This window comes from Streptomyces sp. NPDC050549 (assembly GCF_040655035.1).
Classification (GTDB): domain Bacteria; phylum Actinomycetota; class Actinomycetes; order Streptomycetales; family Streptomycetaceae; genus Streptomyces.
Window position 1 is genome coordinate 1 of the sequence record NZ_JBFAJD010000013.1, and the last position, 20,106, is coordinate 20,106.

General features: G+C 71.3%; 20 protein-coding genes and 3 pseudogenes. 4 read left to right on the plus strand and 19 right to left on the minus strand.

The genetic code is table 11. From position 1 onward, the window contains the following. The coding region (locus tag AB0I51_RS20225; protein WP_362976940.1) for an alcohol dehydrogenase catalytic domain-containing protein at positions 1-788 on the minus strand (788 nt) is incomplete at its 3' end. Positions 789-1,001: 213 nt separating this feature from the next. On the opposite strand from AB0I51_RS20225, the gene AB0I51_RS20230 reads away from it, so the two are divergent. Beyond that, positions 1,002-1,394, plus strand: a complete 393-nt coding sequence (locus AB0I51_RS20230; protein WP_362976942.1) for an STAS domain-containing protein — start codon at positions 1,002-1,004, stop codon at positions 1,392-1,394. 125 nt (positions 1,395-1,519) lie between these two features. Continuing rightward, positions 1,520-2,101 (plus strand): hypothetical protein, encoded by a 582-nt coding sequence (locus AB0I51_RS20235; protein WP_362976944.1) that lies wholly within the window; start codon positions 1,520-1,522, stop codon positions 2,099-2,101. 9 nt (positions 2,102-2,110) lie between these two features. Here the strand turns inward: AB0I51_RS20235 and AB0I51_RS20240 are convergent. Then, a pseudogene (locus tag AB0I51_RS20240) lies at positions 2,111-2,475 on the minus strand (IS5/IS1182 family transposase); the annotation flags it as partial. A gap of 514 nt (positions 2,476-2,989) precedes the next feature. Between AB0I51_RS20240 and AB0I51_RS20245 the strand changes: the two are divergent. Next, positions 2,990-3,736, plus strand: a complete 747-nt coding sequence (locus AB0I51_RS20245) for an IclR family transcriptional regulator (RefSeq protein ID WP_362977294.1) — start codon at positions 2,990-2,992, stop codon at positions 3,734-3,736. A 7-nt stretch (positions 3,737-3,743) separates the two neighbouring features. Here AB0I51_RS20245 and AB0I51_RS20250 read toward each other — a convergent pair whose 3' ends face one another. The 6 genes and pseudogenes from AB0I51_RS20250 to AB0I51_RS20275 form a co-directional block, all read right to left on the minus strand. Continuing rightward, the gene (locus tag AB0I51_RS20250) at positions 3,744-4,874 is read right to left on the minus strand and encodes an aromatic ring-hydroxylating dioxygenase subunit alpha (RefSeq protein ID WP_362976946.1); all 1,131 of its coding nucleotides are present in this window, start codon (positions 4,872-4,874) and stop codon (positions 3,744-3,746) included. 77 nt (positions 4,875-4,951) lie between these two features. Continuing rightward, positions 4,952-6,121 carry an FAD-dependent oxidoreductase gene (locus AB0I51_RS20255; protein ID WP_362976948.1) on the minus strand — a complete coding sequence of 390 codons (1,170 nt, stop codon included), beginning with the start codon at positions 6,119-6,121 and terminating at the stop codon, positions 4,952-4,954. Then, positions 6,118-6,480 (minus strand): bifunctional 3-phenylpropionate/cinnamic acid dioxygenase ferredoxin subunit, encoded by a 363-nt coding sequence (locus AB0I51_RS20260; protein ID WP_362977296.1) that lies wholly within the window; start codon positions 6,478-6,480, stop codon positions 6,118-6,120. The genes AB0I51_RS20255 and AB0I51_RS20260 overlap by 4 nt, the downstream gene beginning before the upstream one ends. Positions 6,481-6,653: 173 nt before the next feature. Beyond that, the gene (locus tag AB0I51_RS20265; RefSeq protein ID WP_362977318.1) at positions 6,654-7,091 is read right to left on the minus strand and encodes a hypothetical protein; all 438 of its coding nucleotides are present in this window, start codon (positions 7,089-7,091) and stop codon (positions 6,654-6,656) included. Positions 7,092-7,152: 61 nt separating this feature from the next. Then, positions 7,153-7,443, minus strand: a pseudogene (locus AB0I51_RS20270) (BTAD domain-containing putative transcriptional regulator); the annotation flags it as partial. Further along, positions 7,412-7,585, minus strand: a pseudogene (locus tag AB0I51_RS20275) (hypothetical protein); the annotation flags it as partial. The pseudogenes AB0I51_RS20270 and AB0I51_RS20275, both read right to left, overlap by 32 nt. Positions 7,586-7,803: 218 nt before the next feature. Between AB0I51_RS20275 and AB0I51_RS20280 the strand changes: the two are divergent. Further along, the gene (locus tag AB0I51_RS20280; protein ID WP_362976950.1) at positions 7,804-8,538 is read left to right on the plus strand and encodes a phosphatase PAP2 family protein; all 735 of its coding nucleotides are present in this window, start codon (positions 7,804-7,806) and stop codon (positions 8,536-8,538) included. A 7-nt stretch (positions 8,539-8,545) separates the two neighbouring features. Here AB0I51_RS20280 and AB0I51_RS20285 read toward each other — a convergent pair whose 3' ends face one another. Genes AB0I51_RS20285 through AB0I51_RS20335 form a run of 11 tightly spaced genes read right to left on the minus strand, consistent with a single transcriptional unit; the run spans position 8,546 to position 20,105 of the window. Continuing rightward, positions 8,546-9,871 carry a glutamate-1-semialdehyde 2,1-aminomutase gene (locus tag AB0I51_RS20285; protein WP_362976952.1) on the minus strand — a complete coding sequence of 442 codons (1,326 nt, stop codon included), beginning with the start codon at positions 9,869-9,871 and terminating at the stop codon, positions 8,546-8,548. Positions 9,872-9,878: 7 nt separating this feature from the next. Beyond that, positions 9,879-10,430 (minus strand): dTDP-4-dehydrorhamnose 3,5-epimerase, encoded by a 552-nt coding sequence (gene rfbC, locus AB0I51_RS20290; RefSeq protein WP_362976954.1) that lies wholly within the window; start codon positions 10,428-10,430, stop codon positions 9,879-9,881. Continuing rightward, the gene (locus AB0I51_RS20295) at positions 10,427-11,659 is read right to left on the minus strand and encodes a polysaccharide pyruvyl transferase family protein (RefSeq protein ID WP_362976956.1); all 1,233 of its coding nucleotides are present in this window, start codon (positions 11,657-11,659) and stop codon (positions 10,427-10,429) included. The genes rfbC and AB0I51_RS20295 overlap by 4 nt, the downstream gene beginning before the upstream one ends. Then, positions 11,656-12,603: a glycosyltransferase family 2 protein gene (locus AB0I51_RS20300; RefSeq protein WP_362976958.1), complete on the minus strand. Its 948-nt coding sequence runs from the start codon at positions 12,601-12,603 to the stop codon at positions 11,656-11,658. Before AB0I51_RS20300 ends, AB0I51_RS20295 begins: the two co-directional genes overlap by 4 nt. Next, positions 12,600-13,880, minus strand: coding sequence for a hypothetical protein (locus tag AB0I51_RS20305; RefSeq protein ID WP_362976960.1), 1,281 nt, complete (start codon positions 13,878-13,880; stop codon positions 12,600-12,602). The genes AB0I51_RS20300 and AB0I51_RS20305 overlap by 4 nt, the downstream gene beginning before the upstream one ends. Next, a complete protein-coding gene (locus tag AB0I51_RS20310) occupies positions 13,877-15,151 on the minus strand; it encodes a DUF4910 domain-containing protein (protein WP_362976962.1) in 1,275 nt (424 codons plus the stop codon). The genes AB0I51_RS20305 and AB0I51_RS20310 overlap by 4 nt, the downstream gene beginning before the upstream one ends. Beyond that, a complete protein-coding gene (locus AB0I51_RS20315) occupies positions 15,148-16,173 on the minus strand; it encodes an SDR family oxidoreductase (protein ID WP_362977298.1) in 1,026 nt (341 codons plus the stop codon). Before AB0I51_RS20315 ends, AB0I51_RS20310 begins: the two co-directional genes overlap by 4 nt. 5 nt (positions 16,174-16,178) lie before the next feature. Next, positions 16,179-16,826: a PIG-L deacetylase family protein gene (locus AB0I51_RS20320; RefSeq protein WP_362976964.1), complete on the minus strand. Its 648-nt coding sequence runs from the start codon at positions 16,824-16,826 to the stop codon at positions 16,179-16,181. Beyond that, complete coding sequence (locus AB0I51_RS20325) at positions 16,823-17,617, minus strand: sugar phosphate nucleotidyltransferase (protein WP_362976966.1); 795 nt, start codon at positions 17,615-17,617, stop codon at positions 16,823-16,825. Before AB0I51_RS20325 ends, AB0I51_RS20320 begins: the two co-directional genes overlap by 4 nt. After that, positions 17,614-18,867, minus strand: a complete 1,254-nt coding sequence (locus AB0I51_RS20330; protein ID WP_362976968.1) for a class I SAM-dependent methyltransferase — start codon at positions 18,865-18,867, stop codon at positions 17,614-17,616. The genes AB0I51_RS20325 and AB0I51_RS20330 overlap by 4 nt, the downstream gene beginning before the upstream one ends. Further along, positions 18,864-20,105, minus strand: coding sequence for a glycosyltransferase family 4 protein (locus AB0I51_RS20335; protein WP_362976970.1), 1,242 nt, complete (start codon positions 20,103-20,105; stop codon positions 18,864-18,866). The genes AB0I51_RS20330 and AB0I51_RS20335 overlap by 4 nt, the downstream gene beginning before the upstream one ends. Position 20,106: the final 1 nt, after the last annotated feature.

The following is a 20,106-nucleotide window of genomic DNA, read 5'->3' on the forward strand; positions in this document are numbered from 1 at the left end:
GCGACATGACCACCCGGACGCACCATCCGCGTGCACAGCTCGAACGTCTCCGGCACCCCCACCGCCTCGATCACGACGTCCGCCCCCATCCCGCCGGTCAGATCGGCGACCAGCTGCTCGGGAGCTTCACGGGCATCCACCACCGCATCCGCACCGAACCGCTTCGCCGCCTCCAGCCGGGCAGCGGCCACATCCACCGCGACGACCCGCTCCGGCGAGAACAACCGCGCCGTGGCGATCGCCGCCAGCCCCACCGGACCGGCACCGACCACAGCGACGGTGTCACCGGGACGCACCTGTCCGTTGAGCACACCCACCTCGTACCCGGTGGGGAAGATGTCCGCCAGCAGCACCGCGTCCCTGGCATCCAGCGCGCTGGGCAGCGGATGGACGGACAGATCCGCGTGCGGGACCCGCACGTACTCCGCCTGCGTACCGTCGATCAGATGCCCCAGGATCCAGCCCCCGCCACCGCGGCACTGCCCGTACATGGCCCGACGGCAGTACACACAACGCCCGCAAGCCGTGATGCAGGAGACCAGGACCCGGTCCCCGGGCCGCACGGTACGCACGTCGGAACCCGCCTCCACCACCTCCCCCACCGCCTCATGACCCAGCACCGTCCCCGGGCGCACCTCGGGCACATCACCCTTCAGAATGTGCAGATCGGTTCCACAGATCGTGACGGCATCAACACGCACGATCACATCAGTGGGATCCTTGATACCCGGATCCGGGACGTCGTCCCAGGAGGACCGACCCGGCCCGTGGAAGACATAGCCCTTCATGACGTTCCTTCCCCACTCGGTCGACTGCCCCCCGCACGTCCAGCGTGTCGGGGTCCGTTTCTCCCCGCTTGGGCCGGTCGGCCCTCATCGGGCGGCCGGACGGGGTCGTCGCGACCGGGTGGCCACGGGCCGGGCCGAACGGCCCAGGTCGAACATGTGGACAGGTCCGGTCGGCCCTTCCCGGCGGGACCAGTCGGCCGATTGGCTCGTACCATGACCGAGATCCACACCAGTGCCACGCTGCGCTCCTCGGAACGCGTGATCGCCGGGACGACCGTCGTGGAGCTGCACGGCGAGATCGACCTCCTCACGGGGCAGCCGCTGTCGGCCCGTCTGGACGCGCTGACCGCGGGCCCCTGCCCCGATCTCGTACTGGACCTGCGCGCCGTGTCGTTCATCGACTGTGCCGGGCTGGGCGTCCTGTGCCGGGCACGGAACCGGACCGCGGCCCGGGGAGGACGCCTCCGGCTCGTCACCGGCAGGACGGGCTTCCTGCGGATCCTGCACCACGCCCGGCTCGGCGATGCCTTCGAGATCCACGCGCGGCTGTCGAAGGCCCTGTCCGCCGGGCCGGAGCCCGGCGGCGCCTCCGCCGCAGCGGGCTGAACGGCCCGTCCGGGCCCGGGACGAGGTGCCGATGGGGTACCCGGCAGTCCCTCTTCGGCCCATGCCACCCCGCACTCCGGACTGACACGTTCGTAAGGGAGACCATGCCGAGGAGGTGCGGACCCGTGGGCAGGAACCGACGTCTGAAGAAGCGGCTGTGGCGGCTGCGGAGCAACCCGTTGCGCCGGCACGACGACATCGTCGAGGCCTGGATCGTCCTGGTGATGTGGGCGGTGGTCCTGGTGGGCGGCGCCCTCTCCGGCCTCGTGACGTTCCACGCCGCGGACGAGGTGTTCTCCGCGCAGCGCACCGAGCGGCACTCGGTACAAGCGGTGCTCCTCACGGACACCCCCTCCCCCACCTCGACGGTCGGCGGAGCCCGGGACCTGATCAAGGCGAAGGTCCGCTGGACGACCGCCGACGGCACCCGCCGTACCGGCAGCACGCTGGTGGAGACGGGGAAGAAGGCAGGATCCAAGGTCGTGGTCTGGGTGGACTCCGCGGGCGCTCTCACCATCGAACCGCCGAGCCGGACCGAGGCGACTCTCGAGTCCGCCGTCCTGGGCCTGACCGCGGCACTCGCCCTCGCGGGTCTGGCGTTCGGCACCGGGGCCGTGGTGCGGTACCGGCTGAACCAGCGCCGTATCGACTCCTGGGACACGGAGTGGAAACTGGTGGGGCCGACCTGGGGCCGGAAGACGGGCTGACGCCTGGCAGTTCTTCATCCGGCCGATCACATGCTCCACCCGCGCGCGGACCTTGCGGTGGGCGGCGTTGCCCTCTTCCTCGCCCGCCAGCAGGGCCCGATGGGGGCGTCTGCGGTGCGGGGTGACCATCCCGCAGTTGACGCAGACGCCGTCGCCCGGCACGGTCGAGACCCGGCAGTACTCGGCCGGGCCGGAGGCACGCCGCATGGGCGCGCGCGTCTGGTGCCCGGTACCGGCCGGGCCGCCGCGATCACCAGACGCGGGTCGGCATCGACGATGACCCGCGCGTTCGCCGGGAACCGGTAGGTGCGTGACGAGGAGCCCACGTACCGGTCGCGGACCGGGACCAGGGTGCCGTCCACGATCCGCAGCCGGCGCCCGACCGAGGACACCACCCGCACCGGCCAAGCCCGAAGGCATCTCCACCGCCACAACAGGCAGTGCCACTAAGGGAATTGTCCGAGAACGCCCTCAGTCAGGCCCACCTACCGAATCCTGCGATCGACCAACACCCCTACTTCCGGAGCGTTCTATCCGAACAAGAGCAGTGAGCTGTCGCGACCGGACGGCACCGACCCGGAGTTCCTTCCGCAAGGCCATCAATGCGCATGCCGGCAAAGGATCGGCGCCGCGGGAACCGCCGCCCTCCACCTGATCGTCTCCCCCGCCACCCGGACCCCGTGCACAATCAGCGCACATTCTCGCGGGAACTTCCGGGAACTCGCAGGTAGAAGCGGGGTGCCTCCCGGTACATGAATCATCCGCTACCAACCGAAAAGACCTGGTCAGAGTCTCCACAGTAAACACCTTGTAGCGTACTACGCGTATAGTTTCGCTGTGAGCAACTACAGTCCAGATACTGAAACGACAGGTTCGCAGTCCGGCGGGGTGCAGTCCGTGGACCGCGCCATCAGCGTGCTGGAGATTCTCGCGCAGCGCGGCGAGGCCGGTGTCAGTGAGGTGGCCGGCGAGATCGACGTGCACAAGTCGACCGCGTTCCGGCTGCTCGGCGCTCTGGAGGCGCGCGGGCTCGTGGAGCAGGCGGGTGAGCGCGGCAAGTACCGGCTCGGCTTCGGGATCGTCCGGCTGGCCGGTGCGGTCACCGGACGGATCGACATCACCCAGCAGGGCCGCCCGGTCTGCGAGCGCCTCGCCGAGGAGATCGGCGAGACCGTCAACATCGCGGTGATGCAGGAGCAGTACGCGATCAACCTGTACGAGGTCCGCGGCCCCGGCGCCGTCACCGCGCACAACTGGGTCGGTGAACTGACCCCGTTGCACGCCACCTCCAGCGGCAAGGTCCTGCTGGCTCACCTGCCTGCGAAGGAGCGCGCCGCGCTGCTGTCGGAGGCAGGCCTGAAGAAGGTGACCCCGCAGACCATCACCTCGAAGACGAAGCTGGAGAAGAACCTCGCCGAGGCCCGGGAGCGCGGATACGCCTGGACGCTGGAGGAGTTGGAGGTCGGGCTGCACGCCGTGGCCGCACCGGTGCGCAACCGGGACGGCGAGGTCATCGCGGCGGTCAGCGCCTCGGGACCGGCCTACCGGTTCACCGAGGAGCGGCTGCACGAACTCGCCCCGATCCTGGTCAAGGGCGCCGAGGAGATCAGCCACCGCATGGGTTACCTGGGCTGAGCCCGCGTCACCCCTGCGGTCCCCCGAGGCGCTCGTTCACCCAGTCGTGGAACGCGCCGATGTGATGCTCGCTGGGCACCAGCACCCCGCCCTTGGCGTACATCCGTGAACTCATTCCGGGCTGCGTGCGCTCGCAGGCCTCGAAGTCCTGGCGGTTGACCCGGTCGAAGAGTTCCACGGACCGGGTGACGTCCTTGCCGCTCTCGACGACGTGCGGGAGGTAGAGCCAGTCGCACTCGACGATCGTGCGGTCGACGGCCACCGGGTACATACGGTGGAAGATCACGTGGTCGGGGACGAGGTTGATGAAGACCTGCGGCTTGATGGTGATCGCGTAGTAACGGCGGTCCTGGTCCTCGCTCACCCCCGGGATGCGGTCGAGCCCTTCCGAGCCGTCGACGGTGAATCCCTGGACCTCCTCGCCGAACTCGGCGCCGTGGCCGACGTAGTACTGGGCGGCATAGCCGTCGGCGAACTCCGGGAGTACTTCGGTGAGTTCGGGGTGGATCGTGGCGCAGTGGTAGCACTCCATGAAGTTCTCGATGATGAGCTTCCAGTTGGCCCTGACGTCGTAGACGATGCGCCGGCCCACCGAGAGGTGGTCGATGTCGTAGTGCTCCAGCGACTCCACGTCGCCGAGCCGGGTGACGACCTCGCTGATGACGTCCTCGTCGAACGACGGCGGGTTCTCCGCCAGGTTGACCCACACATAGCCGAGCCATTCGCGGACGGCGACGCTCACCAAGCCGAATTCGGTGCGGCCGACATCGGGCATCTTGGTGAGGTTGGGGGCCGCTACGAGCTTGCCGTTCAGGTCGTACGTCCAGGCGTGGTACGGGCATTGGAAGGCCCGCTTGACCTCGCCTGCCTCCTCGGTGCAGAGCTTGGCGCCGCGGTGCCGGCAGACGTTGAAGTAGGCGCGTATGGAGTTGTCGCGGGCGCGGGTGACGAGGATGCTCTCGCGGCCGACGTCCACGGTCCGGAAGGCCCCGGGTTTGGCCAGGTCCGAGGAACGCACGACGCAGAACCACATCGTCTCGAAGATGCGTTCCTGTTCCTGGGTGAAGACGGCCGGGTCCGTGTAGGAGGAGCCGGGCAGGGTGGCGATCAGGCTGTCCGGCAGGCTGGTCGAGGTCACAGTGCACTCCTCGGAGAACGTCGTGGATCGGTCGGTCACGCGCCGGGAAGAGCGACTCCGGACGGCGTAGGTACGGGTCAACTCACCCTGGCGGCAAGCTGCTTGCGCCACCGGGTGAACAGTCGCGGCTGGTCCATCGCGAGCACGGCGACCGGCTGCCCGCCGCGCCGGTAGACGGCGAGGAAACTCCGGTCGCCCGGGGCGCCCTCCTCGACGGTCACACTGTCGGCACCGGCCGCGTGACCGGCGAACTGGATCTTCACGCCGTACTGGTCCGACCAGAAGTACGGCGGCCGGGGCACCCCCGGTTCCGCCGCCCCCCACGACAGCAGCGCGGCCACCGCCGCGTCGGGCCGCTCCCGCGCACCGGTCCAGTGCTCGACCCGACGATGGAACCCGGCCCGCGGGTCGTACCAGGACGCGCAGTCTCCTACGGCGACCACGCCGGCGACGCCGGTACGGCCGTCCGCACCGCACTTGACGCCGTTGTCGAGCTCGACGCCCGAGCCTTCGAGCCATTCGACACAGGGGCGCGCGCCCACTCCCACGACGACGACGTCGGCGGGGACGGTGCGTCCGTCCTCCAGCAGCACGGCGTCGACGCGGGTCTCTCCGCTCAGTCCTTTCACCCCGACACCGCACAACAGCCGTACGCCGTGGGCCTCGTGGAGGGCGGAGACGATGCTGCCCATGGTTTCGCCGAGGGGGCCGGCGAGGGGGGTCGGTGCCGCTTCGATCACCGTCACGTCGAGCCCGAGGGCGTACGCGGTGGAGGCGACCTCGGCGCCGATGAAGCCGCCGCCGATCACCACCAGCCGTCCGCCCAGGGCCAGTTCCTCGCGCAGGGCGCGGGCGTCGTCCAGGGTGCGCAGGGTGTGGACGCCGGCCAGGCCGTCCGTGCCCGGCAGGTTCCGCGCCGCCGCGCCGGTCGCCAGGACGACCCCGTCGGCGCGGACCTCCCGGCCGTCGTCGAGCAGCAACACCCGTTCCGCGCCGTCCACCTGGAGGGCTACGGCACGGGCGCCGAGCAGCCACTCCGCGCGCAGGTCCTCGCCGTCCGTCTCCAGCAGGAGATCGGCTTCGCCGAGCGTTCCGGCCAGGAACTCCTTGGACAACGGCGGTCTGTCGTACGGGCGATGGGGTTCGTCGCCGATGACGACGAGCCGTCCGTCGTAGCCCTGTTTGCGCAGCGAGCGTGCCGCCGACAGCCCGGCCAGCGAGGCGCCGACCACGGCCACGGTCCTCACGCGGGTCCGCCGGCGAGCCGGGACGCGACGCAGGGCGGCAGGTTCGGGGCGTCCGTGGACGGCACGACGTAGATCATGCCGTTCTGGACGAGCACTTCATGGGTACGCACCGGGCGCTTGGCCGGCGGGGCGTCGACCGCTCCCGTCCGCAGGTCGAACTTCGAAGCGTGCAGCGGGCATTCCACCTCGCAGCCCTCCAGCCAGCCGTCGGCGAGCGAGGCGTCCTGGTGAGTGCACGTGTCGTCGATGGCGAAGACCTCGCCGTCGTCGGTGTGGAACACCGAAACCGGCGGATCGATGTCGAGCCGGTAGGCCTCGCCTCGCGGCAGATCCACGAGAAGGCACGCGGGAATCATCATGACACCTCGGTGCGTATAGCGAAACGGATTGCGGTAAGCGCAACGCCAGTTTGAGGGCGCCCCCAAACCCTTGTCAAGGCATCCAGAGGACAGGCGAACCCCGGGTTTGACGTTGCTTCTCACGCAACATGCCTCACCATAAGCAACTCCGCGCCGACATGAGCCACGGTCGCTCAGCCCCCGTGGCCCGAGCGCAGACGGGCCTCCCTGCGGGCGTGCGCGCGGCGGCCGGAGAGGCGCCAGAGGAGGCGGGCGGGGGCCGGGGCGTTGGTGAGGAGCGTCCGCTGCTCCTCGGGAGTCGCCACGGCCATCAACGCACTGAAGGCGCGCAGCAGATGCTTCTTGTCCAGCTTCGCCAGGCCGATCTCGCCGAGTTCCCCCCATTCGGCGACGCTCAGATGTTCGGCGGCCGGCGGCAGGACGGTGTTCTCCTCCACGTCCATGTGCGCGCTCGACACCGAGCCCAGTTCGGTGAGCCGATCCGCGACCTGCTCGGCGAGGGGCGGCCGGGGGTCGGCGGCGGGTGCGTCCAGTGCGCCTCGCACCGCCGTGACGAGTTCTTCGAGGCGGTGGTGCTGTTCCTCCATGCGCGCGACCGCCTCGGTACGCACTCTCGGCAACCATCGTGTCGCGGACGGCGGCATAGACCGCGAGGGCCTCCGCCGCCCGCCCGGCGCGGTGGAGGGCGCGCATGCGGAGCGCGTGCAGGTCCTCCCGCAGGGGACGGTCGGCGATCAGGGAGACCAGTTCCGTCGCCACCCGGGCGTGCTCGCCCAGTTCCCCGGCGCACCCAGCCGCGCCACCTGGGCGTTCGGCCGCAGCTCGGCGAACCGCCGGCGGTGCCGCTGGGCGTGGGGACCGGGCACCCCGGACGGCGGCTCCCCGACCACAGTGCGAGCGCGGTGTCGAACGCGCGCAGCGCGCGGCCGGTCTGCCGGGCGGCCCGCAGTTCCTCGCCGTCACGGACGAGCCGCTCGAAGCGCGGGGCGTCGACGGCCCGCTCCGGGATGTCGAGCCGGTATCCGCCCTGCGTGGTCTCCTGCCGGGACCGCTCCTCGCCCAGCGAGAGACGGATGCGGTAGGCGTACGTCTGCACCGAGCGCACCGCGTTGCCCGGCGGCTCTTCCCACAGCGCGTCGATGAGGTCGTCGAGACCGCACTGCCGTCCTTCTCGGCGCCCCCAGCAGCCCGAACTCGTACCCCTCCACCGCCGTTGCCACCTGGCGGAGTCCAGCCGCCCGCAATCTCCTCATCTGCGCGTCCTCGATGCCCAGGAGTTAGGGTGCTGATGGCTCGCGCAGGGGACACGACGGGGGGCTCGCGTTGGATCGTGCGGCAGGAGAAGACCTGGAAACCGGCCCCGGCGAGTTCGCGGCGCGCGCGGTGCTGCCGCCGTCGCTGCGTCCCCGGCTCGGGCTGGTCGCGGTGCTCGCCGCGCTGGTGGTCGTGGTGCTGGGGGTGCTGTACTCCGGTCACAGCGCACCCGGTGCGGTGGACAGCTGGATCCGCCCGCCGACGGCGGACAGCGTGGGGTCGCCGTGGCGCCAAGTCGCCCTGGTCCTGGACTTCTTGGGGGAACCCGCGGGGTCGGCGACGGTGGTCGTGGCCGGTGTGGTGGGCTGCCTGGTGCTTCGGCTTCCCCGGGCGGCCGTGCTCGTCGTCGCCGGCGCCGGCGCGACCGTGGGGACGACCACGCTGCTCAAGCATGTGGTGGGGCGGACCATCCACGGGCCCGGCAACCTGTCCTACCCGAGCGGGCACACCGCCTTCGCCACCGCGCTCGCCGTCATGGCGGCGCTGTTGGCGACGGACCGGCTCGGCCTCGGGAGGGCGGCCGGTACGTCACTCGTGCTGGCGGCGGGGCTGGTGGCCGGCGCGGTCATGGGCTGGGCGGAGGTCGGGCTCGGCGCGCACTACCCGACCGACGCGCTCGGAGGCTGGTGCACCGCGCTGGCGGTCATTCCGGCGACCGCGTGGCTGGTCGACCGGGCGGCCGGCCCACTGGGCGACCGCCGGTCCCGTCGGACGGCCGACGCCGGTCGGCGCGAGCCCCTCTGACGTCGCCTCACGCAAGGCGACGGAACACCGGCTTCACCGCCCGCCCGGCCAGCCAGGGGGTGGGGTCGGCGGCGTCCAGTGCCTTCCGGTACACCACGCATGCCTGGGCCACCACATCGACGGTGCGGTCGATGTCCTCGTCGCCGAGCGCGCTGCTCACCACGAAGGACGGGGCGAGCACCCCGCCCGCGAGGAGCCGGCGCAGGAACAGGGTGCGGTACTGCTGCGACGGCTGCCCGTTCTCGTCGAGGGTGGCGAAGACCAGGTTGCTGGCCCGGCCCCGGACGACGACGTGGTCGCCGACGCCCATGGCCTCCGCGGCGTCGCGGACACCGGCCGCCAGCCGCTCGCCGAGGGCGTGCAGCCGCGCGGTGATGCCCTCCTCGACGTAGGTGGTCTGCACGGCCATCGCGGCCGCCAGGGAGTGCGTCTCGGCGCCGTGCGTGGTGGACAGCAGGAAGACCCGGTCGCCGGAGTTGCGCAGCCCGCCGCGCTCCATCAGCTCGCGGCGCCCGGCCAGCGCGGAGACGGCGAATCCGTTGCCCAGCGCCTTGCCGAAGGTGGAAAGGTCGGGGACGACGCCGTAGAGGCCCTGGGCGCCCGCCTCGGACCAGCGGAAGCCGGTGATCATCTCGTCGAAGATCAGTACGCAGCCGTGCCGGTCGGCCAGTTCGCGCAGGCCGGCGAGGTAGCCCGGCGGCGGCTCGGTGTGGGTGGCGGGTTCGAGGATCAGGCAGGCGATCTCGTCCGGGTACCGGGCGAGCAGCTCCTCCGTGGCGGCCAGGTCGCCGTAGGGGAAGGTCGCGACGAGCTCGGTGGTCGTCGACGGGATACCGGCGGACATCGGTGTGGTGCCGATGAACCAGTCGTCGACGGAGAAGAACGGATGGTCGGAGCAGAGGGCCACCCGCGTGCGGCCGGTGGCGGCGCGGGCGAGGCGTACCGCGGCGGAGGTGGCGTCGGAGCCGTTCTTCGCGAACTTCACCATCTCCGCCGTCGGCACGGTGGCCAGGAAGCGCTCCGCGGCCTCGACCTCCACGATGGACGGCCGGACGAAGTTGCTGCCGCGGCCGAGTTCCCGCCGCACCGCCTCGATCACGCGCGGGTGGGCGTGGCCGAGGCTGACCGACCGCAGGCCGGAGCCGTACTCGATGTAGCGGTTGCCGTCGACGTCCCACACGTGGGCACCGCTGCCGTGGCTGATGACCGGGGCCAGGTTCTCCGGGTACTGGTCGTCGCCCTTGGCGTAGGTGTGAGCGCCCCCGGGGATCAACGCGTGCAGCCGTTCGTTGGCTGTCCGCGACAGGGGCAGGTCAAGCACTTCGGTGTCCACGAGGACCTCAACTTTCTCTGTGCTTCAGGACCTCGGCGAGGCTCGGCGCCTCCCGGTCCCGTTGGGACATCAGGGCGACCGGCAGTGGCCAGGGAATGGCGAGCTCCGGGTCGTCGAACGCGATGGTCACGTCCTCGGCCGGATCGTGCGGGCGGTCGATCCGGTACGAGGTGTCGGCGGTATCGGTCAGTGCCTGAAAACCGTGCGCGCATCCCGCGGGAATGTAAAGAGTTGGTTGTGATTCTCCTGTGAGTTCAAAGGAGGTCCAATTACGGTAAGTCGGAGAATCCGGCCGCAGGTCCACGACGACGTCGAAGATCCGCCCGTACGAGCAGCGCACCAGCTTGGCCTCGCCCGCGCCGGAGCGCAGGTGCAGGCCGCGCACCACGCCCCGGACCGAGCGGGACAGGCTGTCCTGGACGAAGGCGTCCGGATCGAGGCCCACCGAGCGGACCACGTCGGCGTCGAAGGTGCGGCAGAAGAAGCCGCGTTCGTCGGTGTACGGCGTCGGCTCGAAGAGGTACGCGCCGGCGATCTCCGGGACTTCGGTGGCTTTCATGGAGACTCCTGGCGGGCGTGGGTGTGGTGGGTCGCGGGGAACACGGCCGCGGTCAACGAGCCGAACTGGTCGTCCAGTTGGCGTGCGGCGGCCTGGTTCCGCTCGGCGAGGGTCTGCCGCAGTTCGGGCGATCGCTTCTCCAGCGCCCGGAATTGCTCCAGCAACCTGTCGGCGTCGACCTCGCGCGCCGGGTGGCAGTACGCGCCGAGGCCCATCCGCTCCATGAGCGCGTCGCTCTTCGCCGCGTAGCTGAGCGCGAGCACCGGTGTGCCGGTCTTCAGCGCGCAGATCAGGTTGTGGTAGCGGACCGCCACCACGGTGTCGGCGGCCACCATCTCGTTCATCAGGTCGTCCAGGGAGGCCGGTTCGGCCGCGGTGACCAACGGTGAGTCGACGGCTGAGAGGATCGCGGCGACCACCGTGGCGTCGCACCGGTCGCCGGTGAGCAGCCGGACCGGTCTGCCCTCCTCGACCAGCGTGCGGACGAACCGGATCGTCCCGTCGAGATAGCGCCGGTAGATCTCGTCGGCGCGGGCGCGGTCGTCGTTGCCGCCGTGGAAGTCCATGACGCCGACGCAGACCGGGCCCGGCGTGTCCGAGGGCGGGCTCGACGGCGGTGCCGACAGGGAGAAGGCGAGGTCCGGGTAGACCTCGTCGCGTGCGGTGTCCACGCCCATCGCCCGCATCGCGTCCCTGGACTGGGCGTCCCGGTAGGACCGGTAGGCGGCCAGCCGCCCCGACCAGCGGACCAGGGCGCGGGTGGGCCGGTTGCGAATCTCTGCGGCACCGACGCTGACCAGCGCGACGCGGGTGCGCGTCAGCCGGCCGCTCGCGCAGAGCAGGAACAGGGAGTACGGGAAGCCCCAGGGCCGTAGCGGCAGGGTGGCTTCCAGGACGCCCATGCCCGGCACGATCACCACGTCGTGGCGGCGCACCCAGGCGGCGGTGCGGAAGATGTCGACGAACTTGCCCAGCCCTTTCGCGGCGATCGAGCCCACGCGGGACGCGGTGCGGTACTCGGCGCGGTTCCAGTGCATCCGGGTGGCGGGGATCCCGAAGCGGGCGGTCACGGCCTCGGGGCCGCCGCACAGGGCGTCCACGACCGCGTCCGGGTGGTCGGCGCGGAGGTATGCGAGGACGGCTTCGAGCGAGCCGTCGTTGCCGAGGTTGCCGGAGCCGAGCAGGCCGAACACCCCGACGCGCACCGGCAGTTCGGGCGCGGACGTCATGCGTGCCTCCCTTCACGGCCGGCGACCAGGGCATCGACGGAGACCGTGAGCTGGGCGGGGTCGACCGGGGCGCGGTCCTCGACCCGCTCGCCGGCGCCCGGGCGGACCCGGCTGGTCATCCAGGAGGCCAGGTGGCGGTAGCAGGCGCGCCGGTCGGACGGGGACAGCGGTGCCCGCCGGATCGCGGAGGCGAAGCCCCAGACGTACTCGGCGAGCAGCCGGGGCGTCGGATGCAGCGCGCCCGCCCGGCGCGGGTCCAGGTTGACGCAGCGGGCGCGCTTGGAGGGGTTCGCGCGTTCGGCGCGGGTGGGGTGGTCGCGGCGGAAGTAGAGCAGTTCCGGGACCTGGTGGAAGCGTCCGTGCAGGGTGATCTCGGCGACGAACGTGCGGTCCGCGTGGTGGTAGCTGTCCATCGGTTTCACCCGGCGCAGCATGTCGGCGCGCATCACTCCGTAGAAGTCGTCGCCGCCCGGCTCGAACAGGAGACTGCGGAAGCGCTCGGGCGCGCTCGGGGAGCCGGTGGCGAGCGTGTACTCGTAGGGCACCGTCACCTGGCCGTCGCCGTCGATGACCGCCTGGTCGGTGTGGGCGAGGATGACGTCCGGCCGCTCGTCCAGCGCTTCTACGCAGCGCCGCAGCAGGTCGCGGCCGTAGAGGTCGTCGTGCGAGGCCCACTTGAAGAGTTCGCCGCGGGACTCGGCGAAGACGTGGTTGTGGTTCGGGGTGGCGCCGATGTTGCGGGGCAGCCGGATATAGCGGATGCGGGAGTCCTGCGCGGCGTACTTGCGGCAGATGGCCTCGGTGCCGTCGGTCGAGGCGTTGTCGGAGACGACCAGTTCGAAGTCCTCGTAGGTCTGGCCGAGGAGGGCGTCGAACGACTCGGCCAGGTACTCCTCGCCGTTGTACACGGGCAGGCCGATGCTCAGCCTCGGTCGGTCGGTCATGAGGTCCTCACTTCGGGGATGGGTTCGCGGTGGTGCTCGCGCAGGGCGGAGCGCAGTTGCAGCCACCACACGGCCGAGCCGCTGATGGTCGCGGCGGCGACGCCCCAGGCCGAGCCGGCCGTACCGCCGAGGACCGCCCCGCCGAGGCCGCCGCCGACGTAGCAGGCGGAGGCGAACAGCTGGCAGCGCAGGCTGCGGCGGGCGGCGCCGAGCGCGCGGAGTCCGGCCGCGGCGCCGGTGCCGAGGCCCGCTCCGGCGACGCTGAGGGTGATCTGCACGATGAGGTGCGAGGAGGAGTGCCAGACGTCGCCGAGCGCCAACTCGCCGAGCCGGCCCGGCATCAGGAGCAGCGCCGCACCCCAGAGCAGGGCTCCGGCGGCCTGTCCCCCGCCGAGCATCAGGCAGAACCTGCCGAGTTGGTGCGGGGCCTGCCGCAGCACGCGGGCCGCCTCGGGGACGGTCACCAGCGAGAGCCCCATGAGTACGGCGAGGAAAGGGCCGAGGAGGAGTTCGGCGCCGCGCACCGCGCCCACCGCGCTCACTCCGACGATCACGCCGAGGCCGTACGCCCGCAGCTGGCTCGCGCCGCTGAGGCTGACGTTCTCGACCAGGTACCGGTAGCCGAGGTCACGCTGTTCGCGCAGCCAGCCGCGGGCCTGGGCCGGCCGGGGCCGGATGCCGGACTGGACACAGCCGTACCCCGCCGCGACCGTGGCGGACGCGCCCCAGGCGAGCACGAAGGCGGCCACGGTGCCGACGTGGGCCGCCACCACCATGGCGGGGACAAGGGCGATGCCCCACACGATGTCGTTGACGAACGCCTTGCGTCCGTTGCCGGCGGCGAAGAACGAGAACCGCCAGGCGTCCTGGAGCAGCAGCCCCGGCATCATGAGACCGAGGGCGGCGAAGGCGGGCCCGACCCGGCCGCCGAGGCCGAGGCCCGCCGCCAGGCACAGCACTCCGAGGGCCGTGCCGACGCCGAGCGCGGTGCCCGTCGAGCGGGCCACCGCCCCGCGCCAGGACGCCTCCGGGACTCCGCTGAAGCGGACCACGAGCGGGTCGGTGGCCAGGCCGCGGGAGACGTTGAGCACCACGCCGTAGGTCACCCAGGCGAGGCTGAACACGCCGAACGCGGTCACCCCCAGCGAGCGGGCCACATAGATGCCCACCGCGAAGTTGCTGATGCTGGAGGCCGCCTGGTCGGCCAGTCCCCAGGACAGCCGGCCGACGAGGGCCCGCTTGGCGGACCGGGCCGGTCTCGCCGTCGTCTGCGTCATGTCTTGATCAGCCCGGCCTCGTGCAGGGCGTCGGCCGCGCCGGCGACGCTGTCGAACGGCAGCCCGGACCGCTCGGCGACGTCCAGCAGACTGTGCTCGCCGTCGGAGAGGTTGAGCACCCAGAGCATGGCCATCTGGGCCTGCTTGGTGTCGCTGCGCCCGCCGAGCGCGTCGTACAACCCGCGCCGGCCCAGCTGGGGTTCGCCGTAGGGGCTGAGGTTGAGGTAGCGCCGGTTGCGGTCGAGAACGGCGAACGCCTCGCGGCAGACGGCGAGGGTGTCGGCCATCGCCTCCGGGGAGACGAAGTCCGGGTTGTCCGCCGAGGTGTGGTACTCGGGGTACCCGGCGTACGGGGTCCGGCTGAGCGACCCGACGCCGAGGTTGAACCCGGGTGAGCAGTACTGCCGCTCGTCGTAGCCGTACGGCGTGAACTCGTCGACTCGGTGCGGGCGTTCGGACGCGGCCAGTACGTGCCGCAGCACGCGGTCGATCTCCGCGTCGCCGCGTCGGCTTTGTTTGTACGTCAGTTGCCCCGAGTCGCCCGCGCAGGCCAGCACGAGGCCGTGCTTGACCCGGTCCACCCGTTCCGCGTTGCGGGCCAGCCAGGTGATCGCCCCGATGGTGCCGGGCGCGTAGATGAACCGGTAGGTGTAGTACGGCGTCTGCTCCGCCAGCGCGCGGGCGAGGAAGGTCGCGACCGCGATGCCGGCCAGGTTGTCGTTGGCCAGCGACGGATGGCAGGTGTGGCAGGAGACGATGACCTCGTCGGCCACCTGTCCGGGGACCACGTGCTCGGCGTAGGTGAGGTGGCCGTCTTCCAGCGTCGAGTCGATGCGGACCTCGTACTCGCCGTCCGGCAGCGCGTCCAGGGTCTCCTGGGCCAGGCAGAATCCCCATTCCGGCTTGTAGTAACTCGTGCGGTACGGCACCCAGGACGGGTGCTCCGGCAGCGTGTGCAGGTGTTCGCGCAGCTCGGTGAGCGGCATGGTCCTCGACACCGGGACGCTGTAGCCGAGCACGTGCAGGCTGGACGCGGCGAAGTCGACGACGCGCCGGCCGGTGGCGTCGGCGATGTACGCGTCCCGGATGTTCCACTCCTGCGGAACCGTCCAGTCGAGCACCTGCGTCCCGGTCGGCACCTCGTGCACCTGCAACGGGACGTACTCGCCGACGATGTCCAGGGTGGCGCGCACGCCGTCGCCGGTGATGCTCCGGCAGAGCGGGTACAGCCGCTCCACCAGTGCGTGCATCTCCTCGCCGACTGCGGTCATCGGCGCCACCGCAGGGTGTCGTCGACGGTGCCGGCCCCGGAGGCCGCCTTGAGCACGGCGAGGCGGGTGAAGCGCTGCTCGAAGTCCTCCCGGGTCAGGTCGAACTTCCGGTAGGCGTCGGCGAGTTCGAGGGCGCCCTGCTTCACCGTCCACTCGCAGTCGAAGTCGGGGATCGCGGTGCGGAAGCGGGAGAAGTCCACGCGGTAGGACCGCGGGTCGGCGCCGTTCTCCCCGGTGATGACGACCTTCGCGCCGGACACCGCCTCGGCGACCTGTTCGGCGATCTCGGCGACGGTGACGTTGTTGATCTCGCTGCCGATGTTGAACGCCCGGTCGTGGACCGCCTCGCGCGGGGCGGTCAGGGCGGCCGTGAAGGCGCGTGCGATGTCGGCGGCGTGCACCAGCGGGCGCCAGGGGGTGCCGTCGGAGAGGACCAGCACCTCGCCGGAGAGCAGCGCGTGGCCGACCAGGTTGTTCAGCACGATGTCGGCGCGCAGCCGGGGCGAGTAGCCGAAGGCGGTGGCGTTGCGCATGAAGACCGGGGTGAAGTCGTCGTCGGCGAGCGCGTGCACGTCGTCCTCGACCCGCACCTTCGACTCCGCGTACGGCGTCACGGGGCGCAGCGGGGCGTCCTCGGTGACCAGGTCGTCGCCGCCGGAGGCGCCGTAGACGGAGCAGGTCGACGCGTACAGGAAGCGCCGGACTCCCGCGTCGCGGGCCAGTTTCGCCAGTCGTACGGACGCGTGGTGGTTGATGTCGTAGGTGAGTTCCGGCGCCAGCGAGCCGAGCGGGTCGTTGGAGAGCGCGGCCAGGTGGATGACCGCGTCCACCCCGGCCACGTGCTCGGCCGTGATGTCACGCAGGTCCACCCGCACCCCGGGCGGGTCGGCGGGCTGCGGGCCGAGGACGGAGTCGGCGAACAGGCCGGAGTCGAGGCCGACGACCTCGTGTCCGGCGGCGGTGAGGACGGGTGCCATCACGGTGCCCAGATATCCCTGGTGTCCGGTCAGTAGTACGCGCAAGGTGTTCAACCCCCCAGGTTGAGCGTGAGTTTGGTGACGGCGAAGGCCTCGGCGTAGCGCGCGTGGCATTCGATACCGCGGATCCGGGCCAGGCCGAGGAAGGCCTCCCGGTCGTACCACGGGCGGTGGCGCTGCGAGGGGTAGTGCTCCTGCAGCAGTTGCACCTTCTGTTCGGCGGTCTCGGTCTCCAGCGGCTGGTAGGCCGCCGGCCGGCCGAGGTCGCCGTCCCACTTGACGATCTCGTAGCCGAGCACGAGGTGGTCGCGGAACGCGGTGGTCATCAGCTTCGCCAGGCCGCGGTGGTCCTGGTGGGCGTCGTCGGTGCGCGGGGCGAGGACCAGCTCGGGCTCGGTCTGCGCGCGCAGTTCCTCGACGGCGGCCTTGGCCTCCTCCCAGTGCGCGGGCAGCCGTCCGTCCGGCAGTTTGTGCACGGTCAGCCGCAGGTCGGCGCCCGGGCAGAAGGCGGTGAGCGCGGCCTGTTCCTCCTGCTCGCGCTCACTGCCGCCGCCGGAGAGCACCAGCGCGTCGACGCGGACGCCGGGCCGGGCCCGGCAGAGCGTCAGCAGGGTGCCGCCGGCGCCGATGGCGATGTCGTCGCAGTGGGCGCCCACGACGACGATCCGGTCGAGTCGGCCGGCTCCGAGCCTGATCACGCACGCACCCCCGCGCTGTCCTGCTCCCAGACGGCCCAGGGGCGGTCGCCCCGGGCGTGGGCCTCGTCGAGCGCGGCCCGCTCCTTCACGGTGTCGGTCGGCTTCCAGAAGCCGCGGTGCTGGTGTGCCACCAGCCGTCCCCGCTTGGCGAGTTGGGAACATCCGTCGGCGACCAGGTCGCCGTTCTCCGGTATGTGGTCGAAGATCTCCTGGCGGAGCACGAAGTAGCCGCCGTTCTCCCACAGCGGCATGTCGCTCACCGCGGTGATGCCGCCCACCAGTCCGTCCTCGCCCAACTCCACACAGTGGAACGAGGATTGGGGCGGTACGACCATCATCGACGCGCCGGCGTCGCGCTGGGCGAAGCGGTCGATCATCTCCGGCAGCGGGGCGTCGGTCAGCACGTCGGCGTAGTTGGCGAGGAACATCTCGTCGCCGTCCAGGTGGTGGCGCACCCGGCGCAGCCGCTCCCCGATGGGCGACTCGATGCCGGTCTGCGCGAAGGTGATCGTCCAGTCGGCGATGTCGGTGGAGAGCAACTCGGTCTGCCCGCCGCGCAGTACGAAGTCGTTGGAGGCGGTCTCCTCGTAGTTGAGGAAGAAGTTCTTGATGTGGTGGGCGCCGTAGCCGAGGCACAGGATGAACTCCTTGTGCCCGAAGTGCGCGTAGTAGCGCATGACGTGCCAGATCAGGGGTCTCGGCCCGACCATCGCCATCGGCTTGGGGACGTCGTCGGAGGTTCCGTTGCGCATGCGCATCCCGTAACCGCCGCAGAACAGGACGACCTTCATGCTGTGACCTCTTTCGACTGCGCCGCCTCGACGATGCTCAGTTCCGGGATGGGGAAGACGAGCCGACCGCCCCACTCGTGGACGAAGGACAGCTGCTCGACCAGTTCGGCCCGCAGGTTCCAGGGGAGGACGAGGACGTAGTCCGGCTTGTCGGCCGCTATCTGCTCGGGCGGCAGGATCGGGATGCGGGTGCCGGGGGTGAACCGGCCGTGCTTGTACGGGTTGCGGTCGACCGTGTACGCGAGCAGGTCGGGGCGGATGCCGCAGTGGTTGAGCAGGGTGTTGCCCTTGCCGGGGGCGCCGTAGCCGACGACCGTCTCGCCGCGGTCGGCCGCGTCGATGAGGAACCGCAGCAGGTCCCGGCGCACCTTGGCGACCCGGGCGGAGAACTCGGTGTACCCGGCCAGCTCCTGCAGCCCGGCGGCCTTCTCGCGGGCCAGCACGTCGGCCACCCGTTGTGAGGGCTCCCCCGCCACCTCGGCCGGGCGGGCCCACAGGCGGATGGAGCCGCCGTGCGTGGGCAGCAACTCGACGTCCACAAGGGCGAGTCCGCCGCTGGCGAGGGCCCGGATCGCGGAGGCGACCGTGTAGTACTGGAAGTGCTCGTGGTAGATCGTGTCGTACTGGTTCTCCTCGATCAGGGTCAGCAGGTGCTGCACCTCGATGGAGACCCAGCCGTCGTCGGCGACCAGGGAGCGCAGGCCCTGGGTGAAGCCGACCACGTCGGGGATGTGCGCGTACACGTTGTTGGCCACGACCAGGTTCGCCGGGCCGTGCTCGGCGCGGACGGCGGAGCCGGTGTCGGGGCTCAGGAAGTCCGTGAACGTGGGCACACCCGCCTCGCGGGCCGCGGCACCGACGTTCACCGAGGGCTCGATGCCCAGGCAGCGGATCCCCCGGTCCACCACGTGCCGCAGCAGGTAGCCGTCGTTGCTCGCGACCTCGACCACGAAGGAATCGGAGCCGAGGCCGAGACGGTCCACCGCACCGTCGACAAAGATGCGCGCGTGCTCCACCCAGGAGGTCGAGAAGGAGGAGAAGTACGCGTACTCCTTGAACGTCTCCTCCGGCGTGATCAGCGGCGGTATCTGTGCCAGCCAGCAGTCGGTGCACACCCGCAGATGCAGCGGGTACGCCGGTTCCGGCAGATCCAGTCGGTCCGCGGCGAGAAAGCTCTCGCACGGCGGTGTCGCCCCCAGGTCGACGACGCTCGCCATCGCTTCCGAGCCGCAGAGTCGGCATCGTGTCATGTGCTGTCCCCATCCCCCCTGCCCGCGTGGGTGTCCCCACCGCGAGCCAGTGCTGACCGCCCCGCGATCGCGGTGCGGTACTCCTCCAGCAGGCGCTCCAGGCCGACGGCCGGGCTGAATCCCTGCTCGTAGCGGCGCCGGGCCGCCTCGCCCATCCCCCGGTTGCGCTCCGGGTCGGCCGCGATCCGGCGGATGCCGGACGCGAGCGAGGCGGTGTCGCCCGGCTTGTGCAGCAGCCCGGTGACGCCGTCCTCGACGAGTTCGACGAAGGCGCCGTGACCGGCGGCGACGGTCGGCACCCCGGCCGCCATCGCCTCCACGACCACCAGGCCGAACGCCTCCAGCCAGGTCGAGGGCGCGACGACTGCGACGGACCGTGCGATGGCCTTGCGGCACTCGGCCGGATCCAGCAGGCCGACGTAGCGCACGTCGTCGCGACCCGCCGCCCAGGCGGTGACCTCTTTCTCCAGCGGGCCGGTGCCGGCGATCGCGAGCGGGACGCCCACACCGCCGGTCGCCGCGACCTCGTCCCACGCGGCCATGAGCAGCCGTACGCCCTTGGCCTCCGCGAGCCGGCCGAGATAGAGCACCTGCTCGCCCCCGCCCTCCCGTCGGATGCCGGGTTCGGGGACGAAGTTGTGCTTCACCGCGAGGCGTTCGGCCGGCATGCCGGAGCGCACCAGGACGTCGCGCTGCGCGGCGGAGATGCACAGGAAGCGCTCCACGCCGGTCCACCAGCGCCGCCGGTTGACCGACAGACTGACCGCGAGCGGCACGGTCGCGAGGCGGGAGTTGCGGTAGCAGCCGTGCCGGACGGCGGGCAGCGGTGTCGAGCCGACGCACTCGGTGCAGGGCCGGCCGTCGCGCTGGAGTGTGCCGGGCGGGCAGACCTGCGTGTAGTTGTGCAGCGTGGCGACGGCGGGCACTCCGGCGTCGGCGCAGGCGGCGAGGACCGCGGGCGACAGGAGCGGGAACACGTTGTGGACGTGCACCACGTCCGGCCGCTCGGTGCGCAGCTTCGCGGCGAGTTCCGTGCGCACGGCCGGGTTCCACGGCACCAGGAGCGGTACCGCGACCTTGCCGAGGAGGGAGCGGGCACCGATGTCGTCGCTGCGCCGCTCGAACAGCTCGACCCGGTGGCCGGCCGCGCGCAGCAGCTCCACCTCCTGGTCGACGACCTTGTTCTCCCCGCTCGGCTGCGCCGAGTTGTAGCGGTTGTGCACCACGAGGACGTGCATG